Below are 13,838 nucleotides of genomic sequence, written 5' to 3'. Positions count from 1 at the left end.
TCCATGCAGGTGCCTGCATTCAACGCGGCCGGCGCCGGCGGCGACGGCTTGACCAAAAGAATGACTGGCGAAATCTGCAAAACAGGCTATATACTGTATATGCATACAGCACATGATTTGTGCTTTTTCAGCTTCATTCTTGTCCGACTAATTATTTTCCAGCGCCCCATGTCAAACGCCCGTCTCATCGTCGCCGGCCCGGCGCCGCTCATTTCCCTTGCTGCAGCCGACGAACTCGATACGCTGCTCATGCTGATGCCAGCCATCAGCATCCTTGTGCCAGACATGGTGCGTCACGAACTGATCCAGCGCATCGATCAGCCCGGTGCGGTCGATGCGCTGGAGTGGATCCGGGCCAATGAATCCGGTCAGGTTTTCGTGCGCGCAACCGAGGAATTCGAGGAGTATGCGGTGCTCAGGACACGAGCCATGAAACCCGACAATAACCGCTGCGAATTGGCGGCGTGGGAAGTCATCGGCCGGGAATTGCAGCGCGATGCGGAAGCGGCGACCGTGGAGCCCGCAGGCTGCGCCACCACGGCGGGCGCATTGATCGTGCTATGCGACGACACGCCCGCCCTGCCGGCACTGTTGGCGCGACTTCCGGAAAGCGTCCTGGTATTTTCGACTTCCGGCTATCTGGAAAAGCTGCGCAGCCGGCAAGTCAAACCGATGGTGGATGCGCTGCTGCAGCGCCTGATGAACCTGGGGCGGTCGCATCGGGCTTGATTTCCGCATCACGCCAGCAGTGTCTGCCTGATTCAACCACGCGGATGCTGGCCAGCTCCAGGCTGCACCAGCTTCATGCCAAAGGCGCACGACTTTCGTGCGCCTTTTCTCTTTTTGCACGGATTCAGCCCGCGAAGCGGGGATCCATACGCACTCGGAACTGGCCCGTTACTTGCATTAATGAAGCGTGTCTCCTCTGGTTGCAAGGTAACCATTAAGCCCCAGCCCTGCTGGGGCTTTTTTTCGCTCATTGGGTTTGATTAAGCACGGGCTCAATTCTTCTATTTTTTTGAAATTAAAGCTTTCCTAGGCCAGATGCGGCAATGCGGCGGAAATAAAAAATCCACTTCGACACCTACTGAAAACGGTGCCCTTCTTCCGTGCCCGAGAAAGCAAGGAGCAGGATTCTTCTATTGTGTAACAGGCAAGCCTTTGGCTGTGACAAACGAGCTTTGCCTCGTGCCTGGCACGTTCGACTGACCTGAAATAAGGTTGATGAAAGCGCAAACCCATTCGGTTATCGGCGCTATGCAGTGCTTCAAGACTCCGCGCCTCAAATTGGTTTCTGTTGGCTAAAACGGGGCCGCCACTTCCACTCTGGAAAGCCGGTATGATTGACCGCCCTGCTCAACAAAAATCATGCCCTTTGGCATCGTTTGAAATCGTTGCCAACTTATGGAACATATTGAGTCTCTCCGGAGCGAAATTGCCGAATACCGGTTCCTGGTGGAGCTGGACGACCTGGTACGGCACCTGGTAGACCCGGCCGAAATCACGCTCGCTGCGGCCACGTTCCTCGGACAACATTTGGGCGCCAACCGGTGCGCCTATGCAGACGTCGAGGCTGACCAGACCACCTTCAACTTGACTGGCAATTACACCAATGGTGTGCCCACCATCGTCGGCCGTTATGACATATCCGCCTTCGGTGCCGAATACGTAAGGCTCTGCCATAGTGGCGTGCCATACGTCGTTGAAGACGCGGAGACGGATGACCGCGTAGCGCAGGTACGCGACGTCTATCGACAGTTGCAGATTCGTTCTGTGGTTTCCATTCCCATCATCAAGGCTGGCAAGTTCGTGGCCGGCATGGCGGTGCATCAGGTGTCATCGCGCCAGTGGCAAGCAGCCGAGATACGGCTAATCAGTATGGTGGCCAATCGCTGCTGGGAGTCCATTGAACGCAATCGCATTACCCGCGAACTGCATGAGAGCGAAGCGAAATTCCGCACCATAACCAATGCCATGCCCCAATTGGTTTGGACCGCGAGGCCGGACGGGTTTGTTGACTACCATAACGACCAATTGTTCGACTACGCCGGCGTACCGCGTGGGAGCACGTCTGGAGACGCGTGGGCAGATTTGATTCACCCTGAAGACCAGAAGCAAGCCTTCGAAGCTTGGAGCCACAGCGTGGCAAACGGTGTTCCCTATGAAACCACATATCGGGTCCGGCACCATTCGGGAGAATATCGCTGGACCCTGGCCCGCGGTTTGCCGGTTCGCGATGGGAGCGGCAACATAATCAAATGGATGGGCACCAATACAGACATCCAGGCGCAAAAGCGGGCTGAAGAGCTGCTGCGGGAAGCCAATCATCGCAAGGATGAATTTTTAGCGATGCTTGCGCATGAATTGCGAAATCCCCTTGCGCCTATCAGTGCGGCCGCTGATCTGCTTTCCATGACCAAGGCGGCAGACGCACAGGTGCAGAAAACCGCCGACATCATCCGACGCCAGGTCGACCACCTGAGCAGCTTGGTGACGGACTTGCTGGATGTCGCCCGCGTGACGCGGGGCACCATCCAGCTCGAAAGCGCGCTGTTCGACGTCAAGCAAGTCGTCGCGGACGCCGCCGAGCAAGTGCGGCCATTAGTGGAACAGCACAAGCATCACTTGGTGATGCATCTTGCGCCGGAAGCGGTATTTGTCATGGGAGACCAGAAGCGCTTAGTTCAGGTGCTAACCAATCTGCTCGACAACGCCGCGAAATACACGCCCGCAGGCGGCAACATCACCCTCAGGATGGCGGCTAGCCAGAGCGAAGTCATCTTGTCCGTCAGCGATGACGGCCTTGGCATGAAACCAGACCTCTTGCAGAACGTTTTCGACCTATTCCAGCAGGGGGAACGAACGGTAGAACGTTCACAGGGCGGTTTGGGCATCGGGCTGGCCTTGGTGAAAAGCCTGGTCGAGCAACATCATGGAACCGTGATCGCCAAGAGTGCCGGCCCTAGCCAGGGGAGCGAATTCGTCGTCCGTCTGCCCCGGGTCTACAAAGCCGAGGAACCCGTCGGCATGGCAAGGCCCACCCCGCAGCCACCTTCAAGGAAGCTGCGCATTTTGGTCGTTGACGACAACATGGATGCGGCCGAGTCCACCGCCACGCTGCTGAAAATGATGGGAAATGAGGTGGCGGTGGAGTTTGAACCGGGTGCTGCGTTGGCGCGCGTGCAGCGCGAGAAATTCGATGCCTATGTCCTGGATATCGGCCTTCCCGGTATGGACGGATACGAACTGGTCCAGCGGCTGCGCTCCTGCCAGGGAATGGAAAAGGCAGTCTTCGCGGCAGTTACCGGTTATGGCCAAGAGCAGGATAGGCAAAAATCTGCGGCGGCCGGCTTCGACCACCATTTTGTCAAGCCAGTCAACATCCATGCGCTTACCGAGGTGTTCAAAGTTCTGCATTGACGTACCCGTAAGACAACTCAATAAGCGGGCACAAAGACAGGGCTGGTTCTCAATCTCAATGCCTTGGCATCAAAACCTATTCCTGCCGATTCGATGATCAAAAGCGACGAAGACCCGGGGCTGTCAGCTGAATGAAATTCTTCAGGAATGCCAAGTAGGCTCCGCGCTCCTGGAAGTTGGGACGGTGAGCTCGAATAAAACCGCCGCCTCCGGATTGGCCGGTTTTCGCTGCCCAGTGCGATGGCGGCGTCCAATGCTCCCATCCGCGCACGCTTTTCCGTTTCATACTGCCATCGTAATGCGCTGCTCGCATTGAGCCGTTCCCGCATCTGGTCCAACGTCGCATACCGCTTCAGCAGCTGTTCCAAAGACTGGGTAACAGCGGAGGTTTGCCTTTGCAGATAGACAAGGTCGCCGGCAAGGGTGTCATGCGCGACAAGGCACCACTTGAGTACTGGAGGGGTTCCTTCGCTTCTGTCTGTCATAAGAATCAACAGTGCGGAAGTGGAAGAACCGAAAACATGCGTTTTCCTTGGTGTAACGCACAAAAAGGGGCTGTACGGAGTTTGGTGCGGCGTTTAATGACACCCCGCTCATTTCTTTGCTTGCGGGCTTACGACAACCTCACCGCTCGATTTTTTCTTCCCGATTCCGACATGTTATTTCGCAAACTTTTGGTAGAAAACCGAGTCGCAATGATGTCAAGGTGCTATGAGATAAACGAATCTTCATATCGGCATCTACCAGCCAATGGCCATGGGTTTCCTTTCCGCGAAGACGGCGCGCCTATCGGCGACGATGGGCCAGGTGCCTCGCCTTGCCGGTTTATGGACCAATTTGCGGCCATCCTTGATCTGGACGTCGCTTGTGCTGCTGCTGATGCTGTTTTGCTGGGCGGGCCTGCTCGACGTGCTGGAAAGGGAAAGGCGCGAACAGGAAGCCGACGCCCTGAAGGAAGCGGAGGTGTTGGCGCGGACTTACGCCGGACACCTGTACCGCTCGCTGGAATCGATCGACCAGATCACGCTGTATATCAAGCATGGCTGGGAAACCTCCAACGGCACGATCCGGCTGGAAAAAGTGGCGCCCGAAGGACTCTACCCGACGGATTCCGGGCTGTATCTCAGCATCATCGACCGGCGCGGCGACCTGGTCACGACGACCATTCCCTTCCCCAGCAAGGTGAATATCGCCGGCCAGCCCTATTTCACGCTTCACTTGGCGCGTGATGGCGAGTTCTACGTCGGCGCACCGCAGATCGGCCCTTTCTCCCGCAAGCCCATCATTCCCTTCTCCCGCCGACTGTCCGACCGGGACGGCGGATTTTCGGGCGTGGTGGTGCTGTCGGCGCAACCGCAGTATTTCATCGCCGGCTACGACAAGCTGACGCTGGGTCGGCACGGGTTGCTGGCCATTACCAATCCGGACGGCTCGCCCCGCATCGTGCGCGTGGGTGACGAAGTGTATCTGCCGGAGAATCAGCCGTTCCGGTCCAACCCGGTATTCGACAGCCGGTCGGGCAGCAGGCTGCTGCCGGGCATCGACTGGTTCAAGGATGGGCGCAGCCGCTACGTGGCGTGGCAAGTGACCGAACGATATCCCATGATGGCTCTGGCCGGCGTGGACCAGGACAGCTTTCTTTCGCCCTTTCTGAAGCGCCGCCAGCAGATCGTCAGCACGGCAGCCCTGGTATCGGTAGGCGTGCTGGCCATCCTCGCGCTGGTCATCGCACTCTCTCTCAGGCTAGCCCGGCGCCAGCAGGAACTGGCCACCATCCAGCATACCTACCGCATCGCCACCGAGGCGGCCAACGAAGGCTTTTACATTGCCGAACCCGTCCACGACTCGCGCGGAAACATGACCGATTTCAAGATCATCGATTGCAATCACCGCGGCGCTGATTTCCTACGCCATCGGCGCGACGACCTGGTCGGCAAGAAAGTCAGCGAGGTCTATCAGGGTGAAACTCGTGACTTCATCCTGGAGGTGCTCAAGCGGGCGATGATCAATCGCCATTATGAAGGCGAAATCGATCTCGGCGGACTGGGTGGGGAAGGACCACGCTGGGCCCAGCTGCGCATCCTGCGCCCGGAAAGCAACCTGGCGGTCAACATGCGAGACATCAGCGACACGAAGACGCACGTCGCCGAACTGCAGCGCATTGGCAACGAGGATGCGCTGACCGGTCTACCGAATCGTCATTGGCTCAACGGCTTTCTGCCCGATGCGCTCAAAGCAGCGGTTCATTCCCGCAAGAAATTCGCCCTGCTCTATCTCGACCTGGACGGATTCAAGAGCGTCAACGACAGCAAGGGCCATGAAGCCGGAGATGAAGTGCTCTGCCATGCCGCCCGGCGCTTGCGTGAGGCGGTGCGTCCGGAAGATCGGGTGGTCCGCCTGGGCGGCGATGAATTCCTGGTCATTCTCGAAAACCTCGCAGGCTCGCGTGATGCCGCCCATGTCGCCGACCGCATCCAGGAAGCGTTCCGGCCGCCGTTCCGCATTACCAAGGGCGTGCACTCGGTCGGCGCGTCCATCGGCATTGCCGTGGCACCGAAGGATGGCCAGGATTCCGATACGCTGCTCAAGCATGCCGACAGCGCGATGTATGCGGTCAAGAAAGCCGGCAAGCGCGGTTATCGCTTCTTCGACATCAGCGTCGCGGAGGAAGAGAGCAGCCGGGAAGCGCTGATGCGGGAAATGCAGCATGCATTGGACTACGATCAGTTCATCATGTATTACCAGCCTCGCGTCGACACTGGGAATGGCCACACCTGCGGGCTGGAAGCGCTGGTTCGCTGGGTGCACCCGGTGCGGGGACTGATGGAACCGCTCGAGTTCATTCCGCTGGCGGAGGAAACCGGCCTCATCGTCAGGCTGGGAGAGCAGGTGATCAAGAAGGTGATATCCCAGCTGGCTTACTGGTCGAAGAGCGGCTATCCATTGGTGCCCGTCTCGATTAACGTTTCCGTGCGTCAGCTGGAGGGCGGCAGCCTGGCGGACACGCTTTCGGTCTGGCTGCGCAGCTGCCGCATCGATCCCTCCCTGGTGGAGATCGAAGTCACGGAAGCCTCGGTTGCGCGCCATGGAGCAGATGTGCTGCAAACCCTGGCTGCGATACAGAACATGGGCATCAAGCTCGTGCTCGACGATTTCGGCACCGGCTACTCTTCCCTATCGCAGCTTCAGGAGATGGATTTCGACATGATCAAGGTCGACCATACCTTCGCCGCCCGGCTGGAGGACTCCGAGCAGGGTACCGCGTTGTTCAATGCCATCATCACCATGGCACATTCGCTCGACATGCGCGTCGTGGCCGAGGGCGTCGAAACACGACAGCAGGCAAGCACCTTGCGTGCGCTGGGGTGCGACGAGATCCAGGGCTTCCTCGTGTCGCCGCCGCTGCCGCCTGCCGAACATCCGCCGACGCCGCCGGTCACCTTGCCGGCTCCAGCCTGACCGTGATTTTGGCTCAAGGCACCTGGGAAGAAGACGCCAATTCCCGTGGCGGCTGGTCCGGCGGCACCGCCTCATGCGGCATGTCGGCCAGGGGCGTATCCACCGATTCAGGCGCCGGCTCGTCACCTTCCGTCCCGGCCGCATCCAGGACAGCCTCGCTCTGCCAGTCAGACGCCGGCTGGGCGCCCCCGGCACCTTGCGCAGGAATGTCGGCCGGTTCGGGGGCCGCGCCGGCAATCGAATGCCACGCCAAACGCTCGGCCGACAGGAAGTCGCGCAAGCGCTGCTGCCACAACTCCTTGTCGCTCAGGCCCGAATCGTCGCCGGCAGTGAAGACGCTACGCTCCCCGAAGAGCTGAGCCGCCTCGTAAGGCGGCAGGCCGAACACTTCTGCCATGGCAGCGGCTGGCGATGACGCATCTTCACGGCCATGCACCCGCAACCCCCGTCCGTCCGCCGACAGCGAGAGACCAAGCGCCTGGAACTGCGGATGCTGCGCCAGCCACCCTTCCGGCGAACAGATGGTTCCATTGCGCAGTGATGGCCCGCGCGCAGAACAAGGCGCGCCGAAGGCAATCTGCGCCTGCGGGATGCCATCGATGATGGCAAAGGCGTCGCGCAACAACTCATCCGTGTTTTTCATGGCCGTTCCTCCTGTCGAAATGATGGACGCAATGGCACTGCGGGCAGCGAAGCGACGCAGCCTGAAATGCCTGTCGTTACTCCATTATTGGACAGATGAATACCAGCCGCAATTCACTCGCCGGCCGGATTGCTCTTGCGCAGCGTGCAGTATGGAGAGCGATAGAGCGATCTTTTGGGTTGGCGAAAAAAACCGGAATTTGTGTTGTCACAGCAATAAAAGAGTCAAGAAAATCGTGAAGACGTGCGGCTTAATGAAATCCTTGTCCTTGATCGCAAAAGTTGATGTTGTGAGGGCATCAGGGCAAATCAGACGATGACCCAATTTCTTGCGGAAAATAAATCGATTTCATTTCGAACTCTTCGGCAGGTAATGAAAAGGATAGATGGCAGACTTTGCACGTCTAGTCCAGGCTGGCTCGCGGGCCCGGTCCAACCCACAATTATCGCTCTCAATAACACGCCTCCTATTTTTAGTTAGAAATGGCATAGCGACAGTAGGAATCCAGGCTTTAGCGCCTTAAAAGAAATCGGGAATTAAGGATAGTTTGGCGACCGGCTGCTATATCAAGCCTTCAAAGTACAAGGCCACCTAAAGAGCAGTCTATACATAAACTGGATTTAATTCATAACGGCATAGCTTAAGCTTATTGCGCGACAGAAAATAAGTCATTGGTATATTTCCATACCCCAATTCATACTTGGACACATAACAGTTTGGTCATCATAAATTTGCACAGTCGCATGCCCCATTTTCAAGTAGCAAATCCCTTGATTAGCTTATATTGGCATATACGTATTAATACGGTCATTCAAAGACCAATCAATTCTATGAAAGCCGAAAACCACAGCGAATGCCGCTTACTGGATTCACCACAAGCCAAGTCAGTCGATTTTTCTTCGGAAGGTTAACCGTCGCAGGTTTCTGCGGCGGTTAAAGTCACTGATATGACTTGCAGATAGCGTCGCTTTTAAAGAAAAGGCATCTCACCAACGATTTCCGGGCGCGAGCACTGTTGCATTCGAAGTCCAATTTTGCAAAAAGTTCATATGTCTATGGCATGCGAGGCGAATTCACTTGAGGCATATTTTGACCTCAAGCAGAACACTGGAGGCGCTTGGCAGCTATTCACCGCTTTCAGGCAAGCCCAGTCAAAAGATGTAGTTGGCGTTGTTATTTATGTCTTCAAACCTGAATCTTATTTTTAGAGCAAGCTCTTTTTGTCAAAGACAGAAATCGGCATCAGATTCGGCGAACCAGAAACCTAACCGGAGGCAAGCATGAGCGCAAGGCCTAACTTCGAAGCTTCAATTCCGCATTATTCCGGCATCGAGCCGATGACAACCATTTCCGTTAAACGAGAGATCGAAGTTTCTACGATTAGGGAGTTATATGGGAATGGCGAAGGAATCGATGAAGATGGATCCATGCATTTCAACTCCCATACTCTTGTTGTTTTCACCGAAGGCGAGATCTCGGCGAGCGTTGATGGGACGCAGTACACATGTCACCGCGGATGCGTGTTGAATGTTTCCCCTCATCAGAACAGCCATATGTGGGTGAATGCGGCATCGAACGGCGTAGTGATCACGTTTTCCAAGTCGTGGATTCTTCCTATCCTTGGCCAGACCAGCCATACTGAGCAATCGGAGCTACTACGGGTTTTGAGAATGACCTTTTGCGAGCTAAATCCAGAAGAACTTGCTCAGTGCCTGACCATTACCAATTCAATGCAAATGGCCCAAGGAAGGAATGGGTTCTCAAAACCGGTAGATGAAGCTCAGACTTACCGTCTGGCGCTGCTGCTTCTGACAGCACTCGGCAACAAAAGCGAGCAAGCTCAAACCAAGGCGCGCGAGAATCACAACTTCATTTATCGCGCTTTCCAAAAACATTTGGAGAGCAACGAACTCAATCTGCGGACCGCAAAGCAGATGGCAAGAAAGTTGAATATTTCCGAGAAAGGTCTGTACCGTGCAGTGCTTGCTTGTACCGGGCGTACGCCGAAACAACTGATTGACGACCGCACAGCCCTGGAAGCAAAAAGGCTTCTTCTGTTCATGAACTCCAGTGTCGAGTCCGTCGCCATGATGCTTGGCTTTTCCGACGCGGCCAATTTTGCCCGGTTTTTCCACAGAATGACCGGCATGACGCCCAGGGAGTTCAGAAAAGGAAACAAGTGACCGTTCGGAGCACTCCATAACGAAAACAATTGGCAGTCGGCTCAAATCCATGCGATCTGGTAAGGCAACAAAAGGCCCAGTATAGGATTCTGACTTGACGACATAGCATCAGCATTCCTTTACACTTTTGCTCAATACATAAGAATTTTCTGGTCGCATATGGAAAAAGATGCCGGTGCCAATTTGGGGATCCTGATACTGCTTTCCGACCGCTCGCTTGCAGAAGAGTTAAGCCTGACGGCGGCTCCGGCACTGCCGCCATTTGAAATCGCAATCTGGCAAGACATTGATGAACTAAAGCGCATTTCCGGTACTGCAGGGGCAGCCATTTCCGTGTTTGACATTGCGGCACAGGCTGAACCCGACCAACTCAATGGATCCAAATGGTTGCGATGCATGATTCCTGAAATCGACATCGTTGCTGTCATTGACTCGGAATCTCATGACTCGGCATTGAAAGCGCTGCAGCATGGAGCAAACCACTTTTCCCGCCGTGAAAATCTCTCGGAAGTCCTTGGGAGCGTCATCCTCGAACGAGCCCGATTGGGAAAACATCAACGGAAAGCAGCCAGCACGGATTACGGAATCTACACACGAAGCCGGGCTCTTCTAGACTTGATTGCTGATGTCTGTGCAGTGGCCGAATCGCGCTGCCACATCTTGTTTCACGGACCGACAGGCGCTGGAAAGGAGCTGTTCGCGCGCACCGTCCACAAGCACAGCAATCGATGCCATGGACCTTTTGTCGCTTTGAACTGCGCCGCTGTACCTGCGGAAATGATTGAAGCGGAATTGTTCGGGTTTTCAAAAGGCGCATTTACCGGTGCCATGTTTTCCAACGTCGGCTTGTTCCGGACGGCAGACAAGGGCACGCTTTTCCTGGACGAGATCGGCGATCTACCGCTTGGGCTGCAAAGGAAACTGCTGCGTGTCATCGATACCGGCGAGGTTCGACCAGTAGGGTCCAACGAGGTAATCCAAGTGGATGTTCGTGTCGTGTCTGCGACTCATCGGGACATTGCCCAGATGGTATTGTCTGGCAACTTCAGGGATGATCTATTCTTCCGCATCGCTGGCGCTGAGTTCAGTATTCCGCCCTTGTGCGATCATCCTGAAGACATTCCCGTCCTTGCGAATTGTTTCCTCTCAGAGCTATCCGTAGACGACTCGATCCAGGCCAGATATTTCTCTGAACAGGCCCTTCGATTTCTGCAGCAGTGCAAATGGCCTGGCAATGTACGTGAGCTCAAGAATTTCGTGGAGTACTGCTCCGCCATTTCCCGCTCCACAGTGATAGACGAAGTACTCGTCAATAAATTGTTCAAAGGCGAGAAGACATACTCGAGCTTGGTCGATGTTCTGCGTACGTTCGAGTTTGAACACCTTGCTTACTTGTTGAAGCTCACTGGCGGCAAGGTCGAAGAAGTGTCAAAACTGATAGGGAAGAGTCGGTCGTCAACCTATCGGCTGTTGAGCAGCGTCGGGATAGATCCGACTCAATATCGGCAATAACGCGCGGGCCTCTCGATGAGCTTCCATACGGGGCTTTTACCAAGAAATAGCGACGTGCGGCCGGCGTGGATGGTCAGGTTGCCGTTCTTCGGTCCGACCAGGCTGCGGGCCTGGCCGCTATTGCGTGGTGGTGCGGTGGTGTCGGTGGTGGTGGTGCGATTGCCGTAGTTGATGCCGAAGCTGCCGCCCGACAAGAAGCCGCTTTCTTCCACCTTCTCGAAACGCTTGTCGGTGCGGGTAGCGGTGGCGGCTGCCACGATGGCATCGCGCCCGCCTAAGAGCAGCACGTCGCCCTTGCCGGCGATGCCGCTGCCGGTCACCTTGATGTCGCGGCCGGCTTGCACTACCACGGTGTTGTCGGAGACGGCGCTGCCATGCGCCTGGTTCAGCGTGACGCTATTGGCCTGGGTAGTAGCCGTGGAGGAGAATAGGCCGCTGCTTTTGCTGTAGCGTTCATCGATGGCCACTTGCCGCGTGTTGCCGGCGTTGATGGTCACATCGTTGGCGGCGACCAGGGCGGCGCGGCCCTGTCCGGCGTTGACGTTGGAGCCGGTGATGTTGAGGTGGCCGTTGCCGGTGGCGCGCAGGGTGACGTTGTTGCTAGCCTAGATGTCGGTGCCGACCCGGGTTTGATTGTCGCAGGCGAAGCGGGTGTAGCTCATTGCGCCGATAACCTGCAAGGCGGATACGCTTCTGTTAATCTTCTTCAGTGCCAACAAGCAGCTCTGGTAGCCCGCCCGGCAGAACTCGTACACTTCTTGTTCATCCTTGGCGAACAATCCCGCCAGCCCGCCAATCGTCTTGATTGGGTAGACATTGCCTTCCACCAGCGCCTTGCAGGACTCCGTGGTGGTGCATTGTCTGACCAGGACATTCTGGGCATTTGACACGGCCAACACGTCCTGAAGAACAGTCTTCTTACAAGAGTGAACGCTTGAGTTCGCGGTTAATTGCTTGCAGTATTAATCGGAGGAGTGGAATTCGCACTGGTGGGTGACGCGTAAATCGGCTTCCACGAGGTGGTGAGCCGCAGAAAAATCTGCTACTGGAACAGGCTGTTCTACGGCACTGTCGACACCGGGACGGTCGCGCCGATTGGCACGGGATTGATTGTTGGATGGGTGTTCCCTGTTGCTGTAGCACAGCGGCAGCAGCGACTGAGGCTTCGGCAGTGGCCTTGCTGAAAACAAGGTTTTGGATGATGGTGGGGGTTACCAGTTTAGGCTGCCTACTCAATTGTAGGGCCTTCCCTTTTTCTGCCAGAGGGCCCGAGCCGATTCTAAGCTTTCACGATTTGCCCCCCCTGTATATTTCGGGTCAGCCGACTGAACTGGATCATCTTCCCAACCACACACTGAACATATCTCATAAGCCCCTGGCTCACTGATTGTCCGCTGCCCGCAACATGGACATAGTAGATGCTGATTGTTATCTGATTTTGTCATTGTTTATTCCAGTAATTGATTCCATCGGTAGGTCTAAACATCGTTCGTGGAGCACCGTCAGCCCTTTCACCAAAAAGTGTTTGTGTTTTTGTCATAGATTAAAGTATCCGCGCCGCGAGACTTGAACACTGCTCCTGCAGGAGGATTTGCAGCAAACGAATGAGCCGCTTCGACGTATTGCTTTGAATTAGCAAGTTCTGGAATTTCTTTTGAATGCTTTTCACAATGGCTAAAGGCGTTTTCGAGGGACGATTTGCTATTGGTCGAGGACCAAATCGGCGTTTCTTGCTTAATGCTTACTTTGTTTCCAGCAGCGGACCCCGCCAACGCCCCTGCAATTGCCGGCTCCGACATACTACCAGCCAGCATCGACGCCGCTTCTAGCGACAGCTTCAACCGCTGCTGCAGTTCCTTCGCCCCCTTCGTCTGCCCCACATTGCGCTCGTTCTGCGCCGCAAATAATTCCGGCGCCGCAGCCACTTTAGTTTGAGTTCATAACAAGCTTTAGTGGATGACAAGATGGCGTGACAGGACAAGATCACCACAGTGAACGGCTGAACTTGCCCTGGCAAACACCTGCATCGAACTGGGAAACTGTCAGGTCAGATTGCGTGCACTACGAACTAGAACTCATTTCATAAATATCGGTCTGGTTAATTTTCAGGCAAATGGAGGTCTGAAATGGCCGGCCGGCAAGGTGTAATGACCCATCGAAACCTGATCAAGTTAGGCTGCTAAAGCAAATACCTCGGCAGGCGTTTTCATGCCCAGCGCTTGATGCAGGCGCCGGGTGTTATAAAAGCCAATCCAGTCTCCAATGATTCGGCTCGCGTGCTGCAAGGTCTCAAATCGATGTCGGTGCACGCATTGTTCCTTCAGCGTTCGAATGACCCGCTCAACCATGCCGTTTTGCTCCGGACAATGCGGCGTAATGAATTCCTGCATAAGCCCATAACTGCGTACCAGAGCGGTATAGCTGCGGCTGGTGAAGACTAGGCCATTGTCAGACCTCAGCAGAAACGGAACTGTTACCTTGCCAAGTGTGCCATAGCGAGCAATCAGGGCCTGTTCCAGCGCCGAGTCGGCCGTCATCGCCTTGCCCGAGCGTCACAGGTGCCAGCCCAGCAGTTCACGGGTGTGGCAATGCATGACCAACGCCAGTACCGCCCAGCCGTC

At 55.7% G+C, this 13,838-nt stretch carries 11 protein-coding genes and 1 pseudogene; 5 read left to right on the top strand and 7 right to left on the bottom strand.

From position 1 onward, the window contains the following. Positions 1-3: 3 nt before the first annotated feature. Both CHB88_RS21420 and CHB88_RS21415 read left to right on the top strand, forming a co-directional pair. Positions 4-729, top strand: a complete 726-nt coding sequence (locus CHB88_RS21420) for a hypothetical protein (RefSeq protein ID WP_143131409.1) — start codon at positions 4-6, stop codon at positions 727-729. 675 nt (positions 730-1,404) lie between these two features. Further along, positions 1,405-3,420: an ATP-binding protein gene (locus CHB88_RS21415; RefSeq protein ID WP_089401392.1), complete on the top strand. Its 2,016-nt coding sequence runs from the start codon at positions 1,405-1,407 to the stop codon at positions 3,418-3,420. A 17-nt stretch (positions 3,421-3,437) separates the two neighbouring features. Here the strand turns inward: CHB88_RS21415 and CHB88_RS24865 are convergent, their stop codons facing one another. Further along, positions 3,438-3,905 carry a hypothetical protein gene (locus CHB88_RS24865; protein ID WP_143131408.1) on the bottom strand — a complete coding sequence of 156 codons (468 nt, stop codon included), beginning with the start codon at positions 3,903-3,905 and terminating at the stop codon, positions 3,438-3,440. 271 nt (positions 3,906-4,176) lie between these two features. Between CHB88_RS24865 and CHB88_RS21410 the strand changes: the two genes are divergently transcribed. Next, a complete protein-coding gene (locus tag CHB88_RS21410) occupies positions 4,177-6,879 on the top strand; it encodes a bifunctional diguanylate cyclase/phosphodiesterase (RefSeq protein ID WP_143131407.1) in 2,703 nt (900 codons plus the stop codon). A 13-nt stretch (positions 6,880-6,892) separates the two neighbouring features. Here CHB88_RS21410 and CHB88_RS21405 read toward each other — a convergent pair whose 3' ends face one another. Further along, positions 6,893-7,522 carry a hypothetical protein gene (locus CHB88_RS21405; protein WP_089401390.1) on the bottom strand — a complete coding sequence of 210 codons (630 nt, stop codon included), beginning with the start codon at positions 7,520-7,522 and terminating at the stop codon, positions 6,893-6,895. 1,280 nt (positions 7,523-8,802) lie between these two features. Between CHB88_RS21405 and CHB88_RS21400 the strand changes: the two genes are divergently transcribed. Further along, positions 8,803-9,705 carry a helix-turn-helix domain-containing protein gene (locus CHB88_RS21400; protein WP_089401389.1) on the top strand — a complete coding sequence of 301 codons (903 nt, stop codon included), beginning with the start codon at positions 8,803-8,805 and terminating at the stop codon, positions 9,703-9,705. Between the two features lie 159 nt (positions 9,706-9,864). Next, entirely contained in the window at positions 9,865-11,217 is a 1,353-nt protein-coding gene (locus CHB88_RS21395) for a sigma 54-interacting transcriptional regulator (protein ID WP_089401388.1), read from the top strand. Here the strand turns inward: CHB88_RS21395 and CHB88_RS21390 are convergent. The 5 genes and pseudogenes from CHB88_RS21390 to CHB88_RS21375 all read right to left on the bottom strand — a co-directional run. After that, positions 11,202-11,807, bottom strand: a pseudogene (locus CHB88_RS21390) (hemagglutinin repeat-containing protein); the annotation flags it as partial. The gene CHB88_RS21395 and the pseudogene CHB88_RS21390 overlap by 16 nt on opposite strands. 15 nt (positions 11,808-11,822) lie before the next feature. Continuing rightward, a complete protein-coding gene (locus CHB88_RS21385) occupies positions 11,823-12,107 on the bottom strand; it encodes a hypothetical protein (RefSeq protein WP_143131406.1) in 285 nt (94 codons plus the stop codon). A gap of 342 nt (positions 12,108-12,449) precedes the next feature. Further along, entirely contained in the window at positions 12,450-12,662 is a 213-nt protein-coding gene (locus CHB88_RS21380; protein ID WP_089401385.1) for a CPCC family cysteine-rich protein, read from the bottom strand. Positions 12,663-12,728: 66 nt separating this feature from the next. Beyond that, positions 12,729-13,142: a hypothetical protein gene (locus tag CHB88_RS24860; protein ID WP_143131405.1), complete on the bottom strand. Its 414-nt coding sequence runs from the start codon at positions 13,140-13,142 to the stop codon at positions 12,729-12,731. A gap of 246 nt (positions 13,143-13,388) precedes the next feature. Then, positions 13,389-13,754 carry an integrase core domain-containing protein gene (locus CHB88_RS21375; RefSeq protein WP_143131404.1) on the bottom strand — a complete coding sequence of 122 codons (366 nt, stop codon included), beginning with the start codon at positions 13,752-13,754 and terminating at the stop codon, positions 13,389-13,391. Positions 13,755-13,838: the final 84 nt, after the last annotated feature.

Source organism: Noviherbaspirillum humi (assembly GCF_900188095.1).
GTDB classification, from domain to species: Bacteria; Pseudomonadota; Gammaproteobacteria; order Burkholderiales; family Burkholderiaceae_D; genus Noviherbaspirillum; species Noviherbaspirillum humi.
This window is presented reverse-complemented; position numbering and strand designations above follow the sequence as displayed.